General features: G+C 53.6%; 19 protein-coding genes. 10 read left to right on the forward strand and 9 right to left on the reverse strand.

All coding sequences use genetic code 11. The features are described from left to right. The first annotated feature begins 44 nt into the window (after window positions 1–44). Window positions 45–1,310, forward strand: coding sequence for a hypothetical protein (locus RHJ02_RS08490; protein ID WP_206199801.1), 1,266 nt, complete (start codon window positions 45–47; stop codon window positions 1,308–1,310). Here RHJ02_RS08490 and RHJ02_RS08495 read toward each other — a convergent pair. After that, a complete protein-coding gene (locus RHJ02_RS08495; protein WP_206199802.1) occupies window positions 1,299–2,036 on the reverse strand; it encodes a hypothetical protein in 738 nt (245 codons plus the stop codon). The genes RHJ02_RS08490 and RHJ02_RS08495 overlap by 12 nt on opposite strands. A gap of 227 nt (window positions 2,037–2,263) precedes the next feature. Beyond that, window positions 2,264–2,473, reverse strand: a complete 210-nt coding sequence (locus RHJ02_RS08500; RefSeq protein WP_206199803.1) for a chlorophyll a/b-binding protein — start codon at window positions 2,471–2,473, stop codon at window positions 2,264–2,266. A gap of 187 nt (window positions 2,474–2,660) precedes the next feature. Here RHJ02_RS08500 and RHJ02_RS08505 point away from each other — a divergent pair, with 187 nt between their 5' ends. From RHJ02_RS08505 to RHJ02_RS08515, 3 genes are read left to right on the forward strand one after another with little or no spacing between them, the layout of a single operon-like run. After that, window positions 2,661–3,641, forward strand: coding sequence for a bestrophin family protein (locus RHJ02_RS08505; protein ID WP_206199804.1), 981 nt, complete (start codon window positions 2,661–2,663; stop codon window positions 3,639–3,641). A 23-nt stretch (window positions 3,642–3,664) separates the two neighbouring features. Further along, the gene (locus RHJ02_RS08510; RefSeq protein ID WP_310800130.1) at window positions 3,665–5,971 is read left to right on the forward strand and encodes a heavy metal translocating P-type ATPase; all 2,307 of its coding nucleotides are present in this window, start codon (window positions 3,665–3,667) and stop codon (window positions 5,969–5,971) included. After that, entirely contained in the window at window positions 5,946–7,091 is a 1,146-nt protein-coding gene (locus RHJ02_RS08515) for a tyrosine-type recombinase/integrase (protein WP_206199806.1), read from the forward strand. Before RHJ02_RS08510 ends, RHJ02_RS08515 begins: the two co-directional genes overlap by 26 nt. Here RHJ02_RS08515 and RHJ02_RS08520 read toward each other — a convergent pair. The 3 genes from RHJ02_RS08520 to RHJ02_RS08530 form a co-directional block, all read right to left on the reverse strand. Next, a complete protein-coding gene (locus tag RHJ02_RS08520; RefSeq protein WP_011058047.1) occupies window positions 7,069–7,272 on the reverse strand; it encodes a hypothetical protein in 204 nt (67 codons plus the stop codon). The genes RHJ02_RS08515 and RHJ02_RS08520 overlap by 23 nt on opposite strands. A gap of 65 nt (window positions 7,273–7,337) precedes the next feature. Beyond that, entirely contained in the window at window positions 7,338–7,601 is a 264-nt protein-coding gene (locus tag RHJ02_RS08525) for a DUF3146 family protein (RefSeq protein ID WP_302678062.1), read from the reverse strand. Between the two features lie 12 nt (window positions 7,602–7,613). Further along, window positions 7,614–9,206 (reverse strand): Hsp70 family protein, encoded by a 1,593-nt coding sequence (locus tag RHJ02_RS08530; protein WP_310800131.1) that lies wholly within the window; start codon window positions 9,204–9,206, stop codon window positions 7,614–7,616. Between the two features lie 120 nt (window positions 9,207–9,326). Between RHJ02_RS08530 and hemH the strand changes: the two genes are divergently transcribed. The 3 genes from hemH to RHJ02_RS08545 all read left to right on the forward strand — a co-directional run bounded on the left by hemH (window position 9,327) and on the right by RHJ02_RS08545 (window position 11,041). After that, a complete protein-coding gene (gene hemH, locus RHJ02_RS08535; protein ID WP_206199809.1) occupies window positions 9,327–10,493 on the forward strand; it encodes a ferrochelatase in 1,167 nt (388 codons plus the stop codon). Between the two features lie 80 nt (window positions 10,494–10,573). Further along, window positions 10,574–10,864, forward strand: a complete 291-nt coding sequence (locus RHJ02_RS08540) for a hypothetical protein (protein WP_206199810.1) — start codon at window positions 10,574–10,576, stop codon at window positions 10,862–10,864. A gap of 6 nt (window positions 10,865–10,870) precedes the next feature. After that, complete coding sequence (locus RHJ02_RS08545) at window positions 10,871–11,041, forward strand: hypothetical protein (protein WP_206199811.1); 171 nt, start codon at window positions 10,871–10,873, stop codon at window positions 11,039–11,041. Between the two features lie 3 nt (window positions 11,042–11,044). On the opposite strand, the gene argC is transcribed toward RHJ02_RS08545, so the two are convergent. Beyond that, window positions 11,045–12,097 carry an N-acetyl-gamma-glutamyl-phosphate reductase gene (gene argC / locus RHJ02_RS08550; RefSeq protein WP_206199812.1) on the reverse strand — a complete coding sequence of 351 codons (1,053 nt, stop codon included), beginning with the start codon at window positions 12,095–12,097 and terminating at the stop codon, window positions 11,045–11,047. Between the two features lie 203 nt (window positions 12,098–12,300). On the opposite strand from argC, the gene RHJ02_RS08555 reads away from it, so the two are divergent. Then, window positions 12,301–12,630, forward strand: coding sequence for an Hpt domain-containing protein (locus tag RHJ02_RS08555; RefSeq protein WP_225901540.1), 330 nt, complete (start codon window positions 12,301–12,303; stop codon window positions 12,628–12,630). 5 nt (window positions 12,631–12,635) lie between these two features. Beyond that, complete coding sequence (locus RHJ02_RS08560; protein ID WP_310744457.1) at window positions 12,636–13,334, forward strand: DUF1995 family protein; 699 nt, start codon at window positions 12,636–12,638, stop codon at window positions 13,332–13,334. A gap of 7 nt (window positions 13,335–13,341) precedes the next feature. Here RHJ02_RS08560 and RHJ02_RS08565 read toward each other — a convergent pair whose 3' ends face one another. The 3 genes from RHJ02_RS08565 to lpxA are packed head-to-tail and all read right to left on the reverse strand — an operon-like array spanning window position 13,342 to window position 16,177. Further along, window positions 13,342–14,778 carry a serine/threonine-protein kinase gene (locus RHJ02_RS08565; RefSeq protein WP_206199815.1) on the reverse strand — a complete coding sequence of 479 codons (1,437 nt, stop codon included), beginning with the start codon at window positions 14,776–14,778 and terminating at the stop codon, window positions 13,342–13,344. A 7-nt stretch (window positions 14,779–14,785) separates the two neighbouring features. Continuing rightward, the gene (locus tag RHJ02_RS08570; protein WP_206199816.1) at window positions 14,786–15,319 is read right to left on the reverse strand and encodes a hypothetical protein; all 534 of its coding nucleotides are present in this window, start codon (window positions 15,317–15,319) and stop codon (window positions 14,786–14,788) included. 54 nt (window positions 15,320–15,373) lie between these two features. After that, window positions 15,374–16,177 (reverse strand): acyl-ACP--UDP-N-acetylglucosamine O-acyltransferase, encoded by an 804-nt coding sequence (lpxA, locus tag RHJ02_RS08575; protein ID WP_310800132.1) that lies wholly within the window; start codon window positions 16,175–16,177, stop codon window positions 15,374–15,376. Between the two features lie 64 nt (window positions 16,178–16,241). Here lpxA and RHJ02_RS08580 point away from each other — a divergent pair, with 64 nt between their 5' ends. Continuing rightward, window positions 16,242–17,768, forward strand: coding sequence for a UbiD family decarboxylase (locus RHJ02_RS08580; RefSeq protein ID WP_206199818.1), 1,527 nt, complete (start codon window positions 16,242–16,244; stop codon window positions 17,766–17,768).

The raw sequence follows: 17,768 nt of genomic DNA on the forward strand, positions 1-17,768 counted from the left end.
ATGATTGCGGCAACATAGACAAGAGACCTTCTGTGAAAACCACTATGGGTTGTAGCATTCTCCTTTCCTTTGTGGGTCATCAAGATCCGTACTCTGAGAAAACCAACCAAGAAGGCTCCATTGTTTCACTGGCAAAGTTTTTAGCCCAACAGCAGCCGATCAAACGGGTTCTATTGCTCTACACAGAAGACTTTCAACAACGGGCGATCGACACCAAGGACTGGCTTCACAGTGAGCTGCAAATTGGCGAGGCGGCAATTCACCTAAAAGTGGTCAGCAGGGAACTCTCCGCAGACCCAATTAACCCTGTCATCGCCGTCCAAGAGGCCAAGCGCGCACTACACCTAGCCAAGTATTATCAAGGCTCCAACGACTGGCTAGAACTGAATGGTTCCTCTGGTACCCCCGCCATGAAAGCGGCTTGGGGCATTTTACAGGCGATCGAGACGCAACACCGACTCCGGCTATGGCAAGTCCGCAATCCCCAAGAAATTCGACCGGGTCAAGAGCGAGTATTTGCGGTGGACTTAAATGTCTTTCGCCAAGCGTTAGATCGTCAAGGGATTCAACAGCAGTTGGATAGTTATGACTACCAAGGGGCTGAAATTTCCCTCAAGCATAGCTCTATTGAGGCTCCTCTGGCCTTAGCACTGATTCGCTATGGTAAATATCGCCTTGCCCGCAACTACCACCAAGCCTTTGATGCCATCAACCCCTACAAAACTGAGATTGAAAAGCTCTGGTTTCAGGAAATCGCCCAACTGCGGCAGAACAATCGCCATGCCCTCTTTCGGGACACTTACTTTCAAGTTGTTGGCCTATTTACGGTGGGGCGCTATGCAGAAGCCCTAATCTTGGCCATGAGTTTGTACGAAAACTTATTGCAATACTTTGTACAAGAGACGGTGGGTCTTGACATTACAACTGATGGGGCAACGCGAGAACGCAGCTTGAACTTGCTGCAACACCACGATCACGGTCGACTTTGGCAATACCTCAGAAGCTACCAGCGCAAAAATGGCGATCGCCTGTTCCTTGATGTCGTGACGCGGGAGCTTTTGCTAGCAGTTTTAGAGTATGACTCCCAAACAACGGATCTTGCTCCTCACTTCCAGCGGATCGAGGCCTACTATCAGCAACGCAATAACGTTGTCCATCAACTGGCAGGACTGGCCGAGGTTGAAGATATGCAGGAAAAGGTGCTGAATGCCCTGAGACAGATATTAAGCAAAGTGTTGCCCCAAAAGCAATTGTCTCGCGATCCTTTCAAGGCCTTAAACTGCGTGATTGTCACTCACCTATCCCGCTGAAGCGACTCCATTAGCCTGATAAGGATTTTGTGCCACGATTGTGATGACCTCAAATCCCCCGCGATCGCCCCTCAGGTGATTTTCAAAGCCACGCGGATTGGGTAATTGATTATTAGGATCGTAAACAAAACAAATCAATTTTCTAAAACTCATTTCACTATGGCGGTACGCTTCAAGGTCTATTGCTAATTCTTTAAATAACCGATTCCGCCCTCCCTGTGCTGAGACTACCTTGACCTCAATTGCAACCTTCTCATCAACAAGCATAAAGTCAATCAATCGACCATGGGAGTAGGGCTGAGGAATAGGGTACTCCCGTCTAATATCCGAGTTGGGAAACGTACTTCTCAAGAGCCTTTCAAGGACAACTTGCACATCTTTCTCTTGGAAATTACTGGGAAGCTGTGAATGCGCTCTACTGTAGAAATTGCGACATAGATCAAGAATTTGCTCTAGGGATTCTCGCTGGAAGTGATCTAAACTGACATCTGTTTGATCCCTTGGGGCGATCGCCCTTTGAGGTTGCTGACTGAGGAGAGCTTGCTGATTCTCGCGAATGGAAAACCAAGCCGCACTGAGACTAATTGAGACACCGCCGGTGGCTACAGCCATATTGCCATAGCCAATGCCCACGCCTGCACAACCCAAACCAAACAAAACTGCCAGATCAGCCCACAGGCATTTGGTCGAGTAGCCGAGGATGCGCAAAATTTTTTCTCGCAGCATAGGTTAAATAGACAATTCTTTGGTTAGTTTACATAGCTCTGTCCATAGAAGCAAGATGTAAACAATAATTTATGATTTACTAATTCCAATAAAGACTAATTCCAATAAAGACTACAAGCAAAAAGCCCACCCCGAGAGGCAGGCTGACCCATTCCATGAGTTATTTGTTCTTTCTAACGGCGCAAGGGCTGCTGAAGAACGGATATGCCTAAGAGCGCAGCGACGACCTAGAGGCTATTCAAAAAGCCAATCAGACCGTGACCCGTAATCACTTCCAAGGCCAGCAGGGAGATAAAGCCAATCATGGCCAAGCGACCATTGAACAGTTCTGCATAGGGAGTAAACCCGGCTTGCGGTTCACTCATCACGTACATTTTGGGTTCAATGGCAAAGTTGTTCATTTTGCCTTGATCATCAATGATGCTGCCGCTTCTCATTTTTGTCCTCCGTTTGTTACAAAGTGTTTCATGTTCTTAATATAACTTAACACTTCTTGCGGGGAATGGCAAGGGGTAACGGATTTTCTTAAGATTTGCAGTCTCTTCGGTTGTTCTTTGCGGTAAAAACACGGTTTCAGCACGCCAGTGTGCTAAAGATTGGGGTGGGAATCGCCCACTGGTATTCATGAGCCGCTTCTCTTTCCTCGGTTTTCACCCCTTCAGACGCCAATTACCCCGAGATCGGTCGGGCGTGGCGAAGTTTTTGTTGCAACCGCCGCAATGGTTACGTCTGGCGCTGCGTTTGCGTGGCTCGGTCATTCCGGCCATTCTTTCGGAAGTGCTCTTTTGCGGTGGCTTTGGCGTCTTGGTGACGGTGATCGACCTTTATGTGATCAATGTCCACTGGCCAGTGCTAGGCAGTCTCATTCCCTCGATTGTGCTGGGGTTGCTCCTCGTCTTTCGCACCAACACTGCCTATGAGCGCTTTTGGGAAGGTCGCCGCCAGTGGGGCAACATTGTGAATAATTCCCGCAGCCTAACCCGCTTGATGTGGACTGCCATTGACGAAAATAGTCCGGAGGATCACCAAGCCAAAATTGATGCCGTTCATTTAGTGGGGGTGTTTGCGATCGCCACCAAGCAACACCTGCGAGGAGAATCCTTTGCCGAATTAGAACCCCTGCTCAAGCCCCATCAATACAAAGAGCTACAAACGGTGCAAAATGTCCCCTTGCGCATTGCCCTGTGGATTGAGGACTATCTGCACCACCAACACCGCTGTGGCTCCCTGTCCCTGTACCAACTCACTTACATGGATGAACTGCTGGTGCAATTGGTGGATGCCATGGGTGCCTGTGAGCGAATTTTGAAAACACCGATGCCCCTTGCCTATGCCATTCATCTCAAGCAGCTATTATTTCTCTATTGCTTGCTGCTACCCTTTCAACTGGTGGATAACCTCGTATGGTGGACAGGCCTAATGGTGGGACTCATTGCCTTTACCCTCTTTGGCGTTGAAGAAATTGGCATCGAAATCGAAAATCCCTTTGGCCGTGACCTCAATGATCTGCCCTTGGATGCAATTTGCCTAACCATGCAGCAGAATATCAATGACCTCATTAGTGCGCCGAACCATGGCCATCGCTCCGCCCAGCCCTTTTCTTAACCGATCCTTAGGGGTAATTGATCATGACTGCAACTGTGCTTTCCCCGCCGCCAGCAAGGGTTCATTACGAAGTGGTGCATCACTTACCGGGGCGAGTGCGGTTGCGGATTCCCCGCCTGCAATATGACGATCGCTATGGGCGGCAACTGCAAGCTCTCTTTGTTCAAGAAGACAGTGTGCAACAAATTCGCCTCAACTTGCCCGCTGCTAGCCTGATTGTTCAGTACAGTCCCGAAGTTGACAATCCCCTTCACCGCTTTGGCCAATTGATTCAGGCCGCAGCAGATGAACGTTTACCCTTACCGGGGATGCTGCCCATTGATAAGTTGGTGTCCTCCCCTTGGAACACCGCTTACTTTATCGAGAAAATGGCGCTACCCACCTTGGCGCTGGCGATCGTGGCGCTACTACCAGTACAAACCCCCTTCTACCCTGCCATTGTCGCCACTGTGATTGTGATTGTGGCACTGCCCACCTTCCAAGAAGCCCTAGAGAGCCTCGAACACCGCCATCTCAACGTCACCCAACTGGAATCCCTCTGGACGATTCTGCATACGCTGCAAGGGGAATACATGGCGCCGGTGTTAGCTGCCTTTATGGGTCAAGTGGGGGGGTCACTGCGGGATATGACCGCTCAAGTGGGGGAAAACCAAGTCTTTGACCCCCTCGATCAACAGCGCACCTATTGGGTAGAGCGGGGCGGCACTCGCCAAAATGTCTCTGTGCGCGAGCTACAGGTGGGCGATCGCGTGATTGTGGCCGCCGGATCCGCGGTGCCCGTGGATGGTACCGTGCTCTGGGGATCCGCCGTGATTCAGCGGCAGTTTCTCACGGGAGAGTCGGATCTATTGCCCTGTGAACCTGAACAAACGGTGCTGGCCTCTTCCCTTGTGGTGCGGGGACAAATTTGCGTTGTTGCTGAAGCCGTTGGTGAAGAGACGCAGGTGGGCAAAGCGCTGCAACTGGCTCGCCAAGCGCCGCAACTGGATACTCGCATTGAAAACTACGCTGAGGAAATCTCGAACCAAGCCATTTTGCCCGCAATGGGCGTGGCTGCCATTGTTTATGGGGTCACCTTGGATGCCCATCGGGCGATCGCTCCTCTGCAATTGGACTTTGGCTCAGGGATTGGCATTACCATTCCCACTGCGATTTTGGCAGCCCTCACCCATGCGCCCCATGTCGGGGTGTATTTTCGTAATGGCCGCGCCCTTGAACTCCTCTCACGAGTCAATGTCATTGTTTTTGACAAAACCGGCACACTGACGGAAGTGAAGGGAACCATTGTGGGGGTCAATCTCCTCAAGCCCGGCCTGAGTGAACAAACGCTGCTCTATTGGCTGGCAACTGTGGAACAGTCAATCAATCACCCCTTTGCCCTTGCCATCCTTGAGTATGCGGCTGAACGCGGGATTGAGGGGGGAACCTATAGCAACTGGGTCTATGAACCGGGTAAGGGAGTTGCGGCAACCGTCGAGGGGCAAGAGATTTTGGTGGGCACACCCCAATGGATGGGCGATCGCCAAGTGCCCATTGATCTTGATGAACTGCGCACCCATGAAGGCGTGCTTTGGAACCGCTCCCTTGTCTGTGTTGCCTGTAATGGTGAACTGGTGGCACTGGTGTTCTATAGCAACCCCGTGCGTTCTGAAGCCGCTAGTGTGATTGCCGCTCTGCAACAGCGGGGTATTGAGTGCTATATGGTGACGGGAGATCACCACGAAGTCGCCAATGCGGTGGGCTATGCCACTGGCTTTCGTCTTGGTCAAATCTATACCAATAAAATGCCAGAGGACAAAGTTGAACTTCTAGAGAAGTTTAAAAATGGTGGCGAAAAAGTCGTGGCCTATGTGGGCGAAGGCTTCAATGATACAGCAGCAATGGCCTACGCTGATATTTCCATTACCCTTTCTGAAGGCAGTGATGCGGCGCGGCAAACCGCAGATCTTCTCTTGATGAATAATCGCCTTGAGGGACTGGTGCAGGCGATCGCACTCAGCCAAGAAGTGATGAACATTATCAATCAAAATATCGCCCTTGTGGTCATTCCCAATGTCAGTGTGGTTTTAGCGGGGGTCTTTTTGAGCTTGCACCCCGTGATTGCCGTCTTGATTAGCAATGGCGCCACCCTCTTGGCCGAACTGAATAGCCTGCGCATCCTCACGGACTATCGCCCCGTCAAAGTTGAGCACAAGTCCAGTCGTAGCCGCTCCCAAGCGGGGGTTCTCGATATTCCTTGGAAAAAACGTCCTCGCCGCAGTTTTGGTCATTTCGGCAGCGAGTTGAGTTCTGAGTCCCTCAGCAATGGCCACGTCCCCTCAGAAACTTGACCAACAACTTCAGCAGGTCAATCAACGCCTCAAACTAGCGCAGTTGGGTCTGCAAATTGAACAACGCGGCCAACGTCTCAGCCTGAGGGGTACCCTGCCGCCACGACCGGGCAGCCATCGGCTCCGCCCCCACCAACAGCGTTTAAGTCTAGGGTTACCCGCCACCCCCAGCGGTCTTAAGGCAGCGGAAAAGGAAGCCAAAATCATTGCCGCCAAATTACTGGAAAACACCTTTCGCTGGCAGGACTATGAACGGGTCAAGGGGTTAGGGCGCCTTGGGGAGTTATCCCTAGGAGAGCAAATTGCCGCCTTTGAAACGGCCTTCTTGGCTCAAGATCGCAGCTGCACTACGTGGGAGATGGCCTATGCGCCCTATCTGCGTCAGTTGCTCAAAGCCGCCGCTGCCCATCCCGACCATTCATTACCAGAACTGATCTATGGCCTGTTGCAGCAAATCCCCGCTGATAAGCGACAACGGCAGGTGGCCTGTACCGCCTTTCAAGGGTTTTGTCGGTTCCTAGGGGTGGAGTTACCGATTCCCCTAGCTCAGTTTTGGGGCACCTATTCCCGGCGATCGCTCCAACCACGGGAGTTACCCAGTGATGAGGAGATTCTAGCCGCCTACCAGCAAATTCCCAATCCCCAGTGGCGCTATGTCTATGGCTTGATGGCGGCCTATGGCCTGCGCAATCATGAAGTGTTCTTCTGCGATTTAAGTGGGCTCGTCACAGGTGACCCGGCAGGGATGATCGAGGTGCAGGAAACCACCAAAACAGGTTGCCATCAGGTGTGGCCCTTTCCTCCCCAGTGGGTTGAGGTGTTTGGCTTGCGATCGCCCCAGTTGCCGAGGATCAATACGGATTTGACCCAAACAACCCTCCAACGCATTGGCCAGCGGGTAAATCAACAGTTCCGTCGCTACGGCTTGCCCTTTCGTCCCTATGACTTGCGCCATGCGTGGGCGGTGCGCACAATTCACTATGGCTTACCCGATACCGTTGCCGCACGGATGATGGGACACAGTGTGGCGATTCATACCCAAACCTACCACCGCTGGCTGACCCTACGGGATCAACGGCAGGCAGTGGCTCGTGTCCTTACTCAATTCGAATGCTCTTGAAGTCACTGGGGGGGGGTGGCGGCGGGCTGGGGGGCTGATAGTCGCCGTACTGCTTGAGCCAATCGCTGACTGGCTTTTGATCAAGGCTCAACCCCAACAATCCAGAGACAAAGCCGCCCATAAAGGCAACGGGTTTTTGGCTCAACTCTTTGACAAGGGGCGCTAATTCGCTCAAGAACATAGGCTATCTGGCAATATCAGCACAGGTTTCCTCACTGATTGTAGCTTAGGCACAGCGGAACGCACCTAAAACTTGGCACGGACAACAAATTCATAATCACCCCCCGGCTCTAATTGGTAGTCTTGGGCTTCGAGAAACCGCCCCAAGGGTTCTTTGATCAGAGCACGCCCAAAGGCTGGGGAGATTTGCAGCTTTTTCGCCCTGAATTGCCAGCAAAATTCCCACTGGTACTCGCTGGCGCAGACGTGGCCACGAATGTGACCCTCTTGCCAACTTTGGGCAATGATGCGGACATAGGCAGTAGTTTGGGGTAGGGAATGGGAAGCCACAATGCAATTCGGTCAACGCAATTGGGTGACGATTTGATTATTGATGAGACGCTCTTGGGTGAGCAAGTCATCAACGGTAACCCGCAGTTGGCGATCGCCATCCACTTGAAAGAGGACCCGAATGCGATCGCTCCCCGGATAGCCAGGGGGATCCAGCTTGGCGAGGGTTTTGCCTTGGGGGGTGTCATTGAGGGGCTGCACCGTGCGTTCACCGGCACTACGGGTAATCAGGCGATCGCCATCAAAAAAGATCTCCACACCCCCTTGCTCGTCCCCCAATTCACCAATCACCAGTTCAATACTGGGCTGTCCCTCCGTCGAGGCCCCTAAAATCAATTCCACGGGTTCGCCCATGGGGTAGGGTTGTCCCCGCTGGATAATGGGGTGCCAGCCATGACGGTTGAGCTTAGCATCCCAGAAGCGAATGCCGTAGCTGTGGTAGAGAAAATCCTTGACATCCAGCCCTTGGGTCACTGCTAGAGCACCCATGGCCACCGCTGTAAAAGGCTGTTGGGCGTTGATCTTTGTGGCCTCAAAATACTCAGCAACCCATTTTTGCACTGCGGGAATTTGCGTTGTCCCCCCCACTAGGAGCACCGCATCAATCGTGTCGGGGGTGATGCCTTGGCGGCGTGCCTGTTGGAGCACTTGGGTGAGAGCATCATCCAGACGTTGGAAAAATTGCTGCTGATGGAGTAGCTCCTCCAGTTCCGAGCGTTCGAGGCGGATCTCTAGGGTGTGAAATGTTTCGCTGTCAAAGTACACCTCTTGGGCATAGGGCTGCTGCGAGAGTTGAATTTTTAAGCGCTCGGCAAGGCGCAGCAGTAGGCTATTGGCGGTCATGCCGCGTTTTACCCACTCATCGACAATCCAGTGGTCAATATCCGTGCCCCCTAAATTCAAGCCTGCTTTGGCAATCACCCGCGCTGTGCGAGGCCGTTGGTTGTCGCTTGAGGCCCACTGGCGATCGCCCCACTTGAGAATAAATCCCAAGGGACGGCTTTGGCGTTGATCGCTCTTGAGTTCGACAAGGGAGAGATCGAGGGTGCCCCCGCCAAAATCAATCACCAAGATCAGCGGGCGATCGGCCACGCCATAACCTAAGGCCGCAGCCGTGGGTTCATCCAAGAGGCGAATTTGCTCAATGGCAAACCCCTCACACACCTGCAACAGCCAACTGCGATAGGTTTCAAAGCTATCCACCGGCACGGTGAAGATCAACCCCTGTTCGACATCGCCGCCGCTAGTGTGTTTCAGGTCCTTCAACAGGGCTTGCAAAAACCACGTGCCAATGGTTTCAAAGCTCAAAGAACAGCCATCCAGCTCGGGTAAATAGCCCTGTACGGTGGCGCCAATCCCCCGCTTAAACCGCGAGAAAAAGCGACGATCGCCCACCCCATCCAAGCCGCGATCGCGCACCTGCTGCCCTACCACGACCAGAGGAACACTGGCATCCTCCACATAGGCCAAGCTAGGAATGAGCGCCGGTACCTCACCAAACCCCACCGAGAGTCCAGAGAGCGTTACCGCTTCGGCTGCTTGGGTGGCATAATTCCACCGCGCCACCAACGTATTACTGGTTCCAAAATCAATTGCGTAGGTCACCGTTTGCACACATCAACCGCATTCTCTCATCCCTACCTTAGCGAGATTTTCTCCCCCTGAGATCCTGAGAGTATGTCACAATAAGAAAGCGATCGCGAAAAGATTTAGGTGATTTTGGGCATGGCGAGCCAAACAGGTGTACTACTTCTCAATTTGGGGGGGCCCGATCGCCCCGAGGATGTGCGCCCCTTTTTGTACAACCTGTTCTCTGATCCCGAAATCATTCGCCTGCCCTTCCGTTGGCTACAAAATCCCCTTGCTTGGTTTATCTCCACCAGTCGTGCCCGGCGTTCTCAGGCCAACTATGCCCAAATTGGTGGCGGCTCCCCCCTACGGCGCATGACTGAACAGCAAGCCCGTGCCCTGAAAGACGCCCTAGAACGCATTGGCATTGAGGCCAATTTGTACATTGGTATGCGCTACTGGCACCCCTTTACCGAGGAGGCGATCGCCCAAATCAAAGCGGATCAAATTCGCGATCTAGTGATTTTACCCCTTTACCCACAGTTTTCCATTAGCACCAGTGGCTCTAGTTTTCGCCTCCTAGAGAGCTTGTGGAACCAAGACCCTGAATTGCAAAAGATTCGCTATACGCTGATCCCCTCTTGGTACAACCACCCCGGCTATGTGGCGGCTATGGCGGACTTGATTCGCCAAGAACTCGACCAATGCCCCAACCCCGACGAAGCCGTGATTTTCTTTAGTGCCCACGGCGTTCCCAAAAGCTATGTCACCGAAGCAGGGGATCCCTACCAAGAGGAAATCGAAGCCTGCGTGAAGCTCATCATGGCTGCCCTGAATCGCCCCAATGCCCATGTGTTGGCCTACCAAAGTCGGGTGGGGCCAGTGGAGTGGCTGCAACCCTACACCGAAGATGTGATTCCTGAGTTGGCCGCTCAAGGGGTGAAAACCCTTGTTGTTGTTCCCATTAGCTTCATTTCAGAGCACATTGAAACCCTCCAAGAAATTGACATCGAGTACCGCGAGATTGCCGAAGAAGCGGGCATTGAAGTCTTTCGGCGCGTGCCTGCTCTTAATGATCACAGTGGCTTTATTAGTGCCCTTGCCCAACTGGTGAAGGATGCCCTTGCAGCACCACCGCGTACCTTTGCTGAGGTGAATAAGTCCCGCAAGCGGGTGAAGCTCTACCCTCAAGAGCGCTGGGAATGGGGGATGACCTCCGCTGCCGAACGTTGGAATGGTCGCTTGGCAATGTTGGGATTTTTAGCCTTGATCATTGAGTTAATCAGTGGCCAAGGGCCATTGCACATGCTTGGACTGCTTTGAGACTTTGCTCAACTCCTGCCATAGAACCCTAGAAATTGTCGCTAGAATAAGGATAACCTTATTGGCAAAGGGCTACCCCTGTGTCTGAATCGCCCACACCGAAATTTGACAAAGAAAAATTCCTCTTCCCCACCAGCCGCTACCATGGTGCATTTACGCCGCAAAACTTGGCCTTTAATGCCAATTTGCAGGAATTTGCTCAACGGGTGAGCTATATTTGTGGTCTGGAAACGGGCGGTAAGATCAGCTCTGAGGAGGCCTACAATCAAATTAAGGTGCTTTGGAAGCAACTGAAGAAATCCCGAGACTTGCTCTTTGCCAATGTTCCTCCTGATGAGGAGGCGGATGGTTCAGATAGTGATGAGTCCTAAATCCTGATGGCTGGCTTGACACCGACAACGTTACTCTTAAGCTTGAGTACCGCTCCCTTTCTGGCGGCTTTGTGCCTAGGGCAGGGATTATGGCAGATGGGATTGTCTTTGAGTGCAAGCAGCACTGAGCTATTACGGGGCGATCGCCTGCCCTTGGTCGAACAGGATGAAACTTGAGTCCTAGGGATAAAAGGCAACCTGCGGTAAGCCCAGCGTTTCTGGCCAGCCCATCATTAGATTCAAGCATTGCACCGCTTGGGAAGCCTGTCCCTTCATTAGGTTATCAATGGCGGACATAACAATAATGCGTCCAGTACGCTCATCCACCTCAATGCCAATAAAACAGGCATTGGTGCCCCATGCCCATTTCGTCTGGGGATAGAGGCCGGGGGGCAGGATATTCACCCAAGGGGAATGGCGATAAAAAGCTTGGTAGATGGTGATTAAATCTTCACGCACTAGACCCGGATCCCGCAGTGTGGCATAGACAGTGGCCAAAATCCCCCGCGGCATGGGGACAAGGTGCGGCGTGAACTGCACAAGGACGCTTTGGCCGGCCAATTCGCTACAAATGGCTTCAATTTCTGGCGTGTGGCGATGTCGAGCAACACTGTAGGGAGCAAGGGAGTTGTCAGCTTCCGCAAGCAGGAGATTGATTTTGCCCTGACGACCGCCGCCGGAGGTACCGGACTTGGCATCAATAATTGCCGTATTCGGTTCAATCAGACCCTGCTTGATCAAGGGTGCTAGAGCCAGCAAGCTAGCGGTGGGATAACACCCCGGACAACCAATAAGGGCACTTTGGCGAATGCGATCGCGATAGAGTTCTGGCAAGCCGTAGACCGCCTGTCGGGTCGTAGCCTCATCTTCCCTTGGTTCACCGTACCACTGGGTGTAGGTTTTCAAATCCTGAAAGCGATAGTCTGCCGACAAATCCAGCACTTTGCAGCCCTGCTCAAGGAGTTGCGGGGCAAGCTTACAGGCAATGCCATTGGGCAGCGAGAGAAACACCACTTGGGCGCGATCGCGAATCACCTCCACGGATACGGGTTCCACCGTGAGATTCACCCGACCCTGCAAATGGGGATATAGCTCCGTGTAGGGGCGACCCGCACTCCCCTCACCGCCAAGGTATGCAATCTCCACTTGGGGATGGTCAAGGAGTAAACGCACCAGTTGGACGCCCCCATAGCCAGAGGCCCCCACAATCCCCACCGTCACGCGATCGCCCATCGTTCCTCAATCCTGCCGCTGTTGTTGGCCTCACCACTGCGATAGTGCCATCGAATCCCCTGTTTCGCCAAGGGGGCAGACCACGGTGATAAAGTTAAGAATTATTACAAATCTCCCCTTGCGTTTCCTCACCTAACCCTTGAACCGCCTTGGCTGGTACAGGCTAAAATAACGACGAGTAACCTGTGGGGAATTGTGAATCGATGACATCGCCAATTGATTGGGACTACTTGGCTGCCCTTTCGGGGGGCGATCGCGAGTTTGAAATGGAATTGCTGCAAACCTTTGTTGAGGATGCCCAGCAGCGTCTCCAAGCATTGGCGGAAGCGGTCAATCAGGGAAACGTTGATCAAATCAAGCGGGATGCCCATCATCTCAAGGGCGCCAGTGGCAATGTCGGCATTACTGCCATGCAAACCATCGCTGCCCAACTGGAACAATCCACGACCCCGCAAACGCTCGCCCAAGCGAAAACCCTAGTGGAAGAGCTACAACGCCTGTTTGCCACCGTTGCCAGTGAGGTCTCCGCTTAAGACCCATGTCGATCCTGCCCCCCGATAGTCTGGAGACTGCCCTCAGCCAAGCTCAACAGGCCACCCAAGCGGCGCTTCAAGAGGGTAAAAATCGCCTGCAAATCGAGATCCTGTTGCCCGATCTCAATGCGATGGCCTTTGCCGCTGGCTACCTCCCTTTGTTTGAGGAACTAGGTCGTGATCTCAAGGTCTTTTTTGCCGATGCTGGATCTGCCGCCCTTGCCCGTCGCGAATGGGGTGAAACTGCCTATGGTGTGCGGGGCGTGAATGAACTACTGACACCCATTACAGCGAGCGATCGCGCCATTGTCATCGTTGCCCCAACCCCTGTAGAAGCCAATGCCATTGAGCAGATGTGTGAAACGGCGGGCGATCGCCCCTTTATCCTTTTGAACCCAAGGCTTCAGGATGTGGCCGTCGTTGGTATTGGCTACGCCGGTCGGCGGCTGCGGGAGCGATTTCTCAACACCCTTGAACCCTGCTACTACCTTCGTCCCCTCGCAGAAACCATCATTCTCTGGCGCTGTTATCCGCAACCGTGGCAAATTTGGCAATACGGCGAAACCGCCCCCACCTGCCTAGCAGAATTTGAGCAACGCCCCAGTAGTGAAGACATTGAGCATGCCCTGACGCCCCAAGGCAAACCCCGTGGTCAGGGAGTCTTTAGTCGCTTGAGTGCCTTTTTGCGAGCACTCCAGAACTAACCAATCTCTAAGGGGTGGCCGGTTCAGTGTTACTGGTTGGGGGGGGTGACACCTCGGGCATTGCCTCTGTCGGTGGCGGTGAGGGCGTAGGTGTTGGTGGAGATGGTTCAACGGCGGTGGGAGGGGCGACGGGAGGCTCTGCGTTCTTTGGGGGCTTTGGGGACTTTGGGGGTTTTGGAGAGAGGGATGGCGGAGGAGTCGGCGTTGGCTCTGGGGATGTTTCCTCAGGACTCGGGCTAGGGGTAGGCGTTTCCGTTGGCTCTGGGGTGGGCGTCGGTTCCGTAGGGGTGGGTTCCGGCTCTGGCGTCGGTGTCGGGGTGGGGGTGGGCGTCACCTCTACAGGTGGCACAATGGTCGGCAGGGTGGGTGGAAATTCCTGTTCCTGAGGACGCGGGGGGCGAGGGGTGACTGTGTCCACGGGTTGGTTGCGCAAAAATAGCCCTAGGCCAATGCCTGCTAAGCTGCCAAAGATTGCCGTTCCCAACAGCCATAGCCACGGCGAAAAATTGCGTTGTTTGGGGGGAGCAACGACGGCTGTCCCCTCCGGTTGAGTATTTGCCAAGATAGTGGATCGGTACTGCGGCATCACCGCTACCGTTGCTGTGGTTTGACGCGCCACGGGCTGTCCCATGAGCAGTTGCAGCCACGCCTGCACCGTTTGGGGACGTTCGCGGACATCCAAAGCCATTCCTGCTTCAATGGCATCAATGGTGCGCTGACTAAGATTGGGCTGAAACTGGCGTAAATCCTCGAGAGGCACGCGATCGCGCAAGACCGAGGCCACAGGAGGGCGTCCTGCCAAAAGGGCATAGAGCGTTGCTGCTAGGGCATAGACATCCGTTGCCGGCGTCCATTGGTGGCGGGGTAAATACTGCTCCACCGGCGCATAACCTGCTGAGAGCAATCCCGTATTTGTTTCCGTCACCCCAGCAGTGTATTCACGGGCAATGCCAAAGTCAATCAGCACCACTTGATCTGTGCCGTCCCGCAGCATGATGTTATCGGGCTTGACATCGCGGTGCAGCAGCCCATGCTCATGCACTAATTCAAGGGCGCTAGCTACTTGGCGAATATAGTGGAGAGCCGTTTTTTCCGGTAGGGGGCCTTCTTCTTGGATCACTTGGGCAAGGGTGCGTCCGGGGATATAGTCCATGACAATGAAGGGACGCCCCCCCTCAATAAAGCAATCACTGACGCGCACAATGTGGGGATGATTAAACTGGGCAAGGCGTTGCGCTTCTTGGATAAACCGCTCCCCCAGATCATGAATCCGCTTCGGGGGTTCCTGCTGCAAGTTCAATGTTTTGAGCACCACTGGCTGATGGAGCAGGGTGTGGGTGGCGCGATAGGTGACACCAAAGCCCCCCTGACTCAAAAGGGCATCGAGGCGATATTTTCCCCCTTGGAGGGTTGTGCCCACACTCAGCAAACTCAGGGAGGACATAGGCACCTTAGGGACGCAATGGAGCAGATGGAGGAGTGGTTGGCAGTGGGGCTAAGCGTTGACTGAGAATAACCAAGCGATAGCCTAAATATGCAGGTAAGGTTGCCATCATCATCAAGAGTATCACGGACAACAAAGATTCCCATTCAAACCGAGACCCATAGTAGCTGCGGTAGGGATCGTAGTTGGCACTGGGCTTGATTTTTTCCCGCAGGGCCATGGGCCGCTTAAAGCGCAATCGGCGATCGTCGAGCTTCTCAAATAAAATCCAGCCCCCTTGGGCTTCCTCTTGGCAGACTTTGCGCAGGACATCGGGATCATGAAATTGGTTGCGGCGCGATCGCAGGATTTTGAATTCCCAACCTCCCAGCTTGGGGGATACTTGACGCTGTTCTTCTTTGGAGGGGTAGGTGGTCAACTGTTCCTCTTCTTCATCGCGTTGTTGGCTGAGTTGCTCCTGCCAGCCCCACCACTGATAGTAAAGCAGTGCTGAGACACCGAGGCTACCGCTCATCAGGGATAATAACAGCACTTCAGCCATGGGGAATAGGAGCAAGCGTCTGTTGGGCGATCGTACTCGAAAAGTTGATCCTCCTCAGGACAAATCACCCCCTTCTCCCCGGCGGACAAAGTGGCAAATCCCTCGTTCTGAGGCACTAATAAAATCGCAAAACTCTTGAATGAGGGGATGGATAAACTGTTCCCGCAGGTGTTGAACGGCTTGGGAGGTGGTCAATTGGGAGCGGTAGACAATATCCAAGGCCTTTTTGAGGAGCTGTCGGTCTTGAGCCGAAAAGCCCGCTCGCCGCAAACCCACCACATTCAAGCCCATGATCGTATTGGTACTCAGGCTGCGGGTCATACAAAAGGGGGGCACATCTTTTTGAATGGCAGTGCCGCCGGAGAGCATGGCCAAACGCCCAATGCGCGTAAATTGATGCACAAGGCAGTTCCCGCTGATAAAAGCGCGATCGCCCACATGGGCATACCCGGCAATCAAAGTATTATTGGCGATCGTCACATGGTTTCCCACATAAACATTGTGACCCAAATGACTGTGGGCCATCAACAGACAATCATGCCCGACATGGGTGACGGTTTCTGGTTGGGTTCCCCGATGAATGGTCACGCCCTCGCGCAACGTACAGCGATCGCCAATGTGGACATAGCTAATCCCCCCTTGATAAGCCACATCTTGGGGGAGATCGCCAATCACCGCCCCACTATGCACTTTGCAGTTCTCGCCAAGACGGGTATATCCTAACAGAGTGACATGGGGAGCCAACTGCGTACCGCGTCCAATCTCCACCGTGGCCGCCACATAGCAAAAAGGACCAATTTCTACCTCTTCCCCAATGTGGGCACCCGCCTCAATCACCGCCGTGGGATGAACCGCCATGACATTCCTGCACGATTGGCTAAAGATTCTTAACATAAAAGAGATTAAGCGATTTTGATCCCCGATGACGAACGACCTGCGGCAATATCTCCAGCTTTTAGAACAGCGGCAACAACTGCGACGCATCACCGTACCCGTTGATCCCGATCTGGAGATGGCGGAAATCTGTAACCGCCTGTTGGCTGCCGGCGGGCCAGCGTTACTGTTTGAAAACGTCATTGGTTCCCCCTATCCCGTCGCCATTAATCTCTTGGGAACCCTAGAGCGGGTGTGCTGGGCCATGAAAATGGAACACCCCCTAGACCTGGAAACCCTAGGGGAAAAGTTGGCTAAGCTACAACAGCCGAAGCCGCCCAAAACCCTGAGTCAAGCCCTTGATTTCGGCAAAATTCTCTTTGATGTTGTCCGTGCCAAGCCGAGTCGCGATTTGTTACCCCCGTGTCAGCAGGTGGTGATCAAAGCCCCCGATTTGGATCTACGGCAACTGCCCCTGATTCGCCCCTACCCCAAGGATGCAGGCAAAATTATTACCCTTGGTCTCGTCATTACCAAAGACTGTGAGACGGGCATTCCCAATGTCGGGGTTTACCGCTTGCAACTGCAATCCCCAACCACCATGACCGTGCATTGGCTTTCAGTGCGGGGAGGGGCACGCCATCTCCGCAAAGCTGCCGCCCGTGGCAAAAACTTAGAAGTGGCTGTGGCCTTGGGGGTGCATCCTCTAATCATCATGGCGGCGGCAACGCCAATTCCCGTGGATTTGTCGGAGTGGCTCTTTGCCGGGCTTTATGGCGGTGGGGGCATTCATTTGGCCAAGTGCAAAACCGTTGATTTGGAGGTGCCTGCCCACGCAGAATTTGTCCTTGAGGGCACCATTACCCCCGGTGAAGTTTTGCCCGATGGCCCCTGTGGCGATCACATGGGCTACTACGGTGGTGTAGAAGATTCGCCCGTCATTCATTTCCACTGCCTGACCCATCGCCGCAATCCCATCTATCTCACCACCTTTAGTGGCCGCCCGCCCAAGGAAGAGGCGATGATTGCCCTTGCCCTCAACCGCATTTACACACCCATTCTGCGGCAGCAGGTACCGGAGATTGTGGACTTCTTTTTGCCCATGGAAGCCCTCAGTTATAAGGCGGCGATTATTTCCATTGACAAAGCCTATCCTGGCCAAGCACGCCGCGCTGCCCTCGCCTTTTGGAGTGCCCTACCCCAATTTACCTACACCAAGTTTGTGATTGTTGTGGACAAAGAGATCAATATTCGTGATCCGCGTCAGGTGGTGTGGGCGATCAGCTCCAAGGTGGATCCCAGCCGCGATGTCTTTATTTTGGGAGATACCCCCTTTGACTCCCTTGACTTTGCCAGCGAAAAAATCGGCCTTGGGGGACGCATGGGCATTGATGCCACCACGAAAATTCCTCCAGAAACAGACCATCCTTGGGGCGATCCCCTCACATCGGATCCTGAGGTGGCACGGCGAGTCACAGAACGCTGGCAGGAATATGGCCTTGGCGATATTGACCTAACAGCCGTAGATGCAACGCGGTTCGGCTATGAGCTAGACCCCGCCTTTCGTTGGCGATAA

The sequence above is a fragment of the Thermosynechococcus sp. TG215 genome (assembly GCF_031583455.1).
In the GTDB taxonomy this organism is placed as follows: Bacteria; Cyanobacteriota; Cyanobacteriia; order Thermosynechococcales; family Thermosynechococcaceae; genus Thermosynechococcus.

Bases quoted from the DNA above. Each gene is read 5' to 3' on its own strand.
- RHJ02_RS08510 (WP_310800130.1), top strand. From the start codon at position 3,665: ATGACTGCAACTGTGCTTTCCCCGCCGCCAGCAAGGGTTCATTACGAA.
- RHJ02_RS08515 (WP_206199806.1), top strand. From the start codon at position 5,946: ATGGCCACGTCCCCTCAGAAACTTGACCAACAACTTCAGCAGGTCAAT.
- RHJ02_RS08565 (WP_206199815.1), bottom strand. From the start codon at position 14,778: ATGTCCTCCCTGAGTTTGCTGAGTGTGGGCACAACCCTCCAAGGGGGA.
- RHJ02_RS08545 (WP_206199811.1), top strand. From the start codon at position 10,871: ATGGCTGGCTTGACACCGACAACGTTACTCTTAAGCTTGAGTACCGCT.
- RHJ02_RS08555 (WP_225901540.1), top strand. From the start codon at position 12,301: ATGACATCGCCAATTGATTGGGACTACTTGGCTGCCCTTTCGGGGGGC.
- RHJ02_RS08505 (WP_206199804.1), top strand. From the start codon at position 2,661: ATGAGCCGCTTCTCTTTCCTCGGTTTTCACCCCTTCAGACGCCAATTA.
- RHJ02_RS08500 (WP_206199803.1), bottom strand. From the start codon at position 2,473: ATGAGAAGCGGCAGCATCATTGATGATCAAGGCAAAATGAACAACTTT.
- lpxA (WP_310800132.1), bottom strand. From the start codon at position 16,177: ATGGCGGTTCATCCCACGGCGGTGATTGAGGCGGGTGCCCACATTGGG.
- argC (WP_206199812.1), bottom strand. From the start codon at position 12,097: ATGGGCGATCGCGTGACGGTGGGGATTGTGGGGGCCTCTGGCTATGGG.
- RHJ02_RS08495 (WP_206199802.1), bottom strand. From the start codon at position 2,036: ATGCTGCGAGAAAAAATTTTGCGCATCCTCGGCTACTCGACCAAATGC.
- RHJ02_RS08580 (WP_206199818.1), top strand. From the start codon at position 16,242: ATGACGAACGACCTGCGGCAATATCTCCAGCTTTTAGAACAGCGGCAA.
- RHJ02_RS08490 (WP_206199801.1), top strand. From the start codon at position 45: ATGGGTTGTAGCATTCTCCTTTCCTTTGTGGGTCATCAAGATCCGTAC.
- hemH (WP_206199809.1), top strand. From the start codon at position 9,327: ATGGCGAGCCAAACAGGTGTACTACTTCTCAATTTGGGGGGGCCCGAT.
- RHJ02_RS08560 (WP_310744457.1), top strand. From the start codon at position 12,636: ATGTCGATCCTGCCCCCCGATAGTCTGGAGACTGCCCTCAGCCAAGCT.
- RHJ02_RS08520 (WP_011058047.1), bottom strand. From the start codon at position 7,272: ATGTTCTTGAGCGAATTAGCGCCCCTTGTCAAAGAGTTGAGCCAAAAA.
- RHJ02_RS08570 (WP_206199816.1), bottom strand. From the start codon at position 15,319: ATGGCTGAAGTGCTGTTATTATCCCTGATGAGCGGTAGCCTCGGTGTC.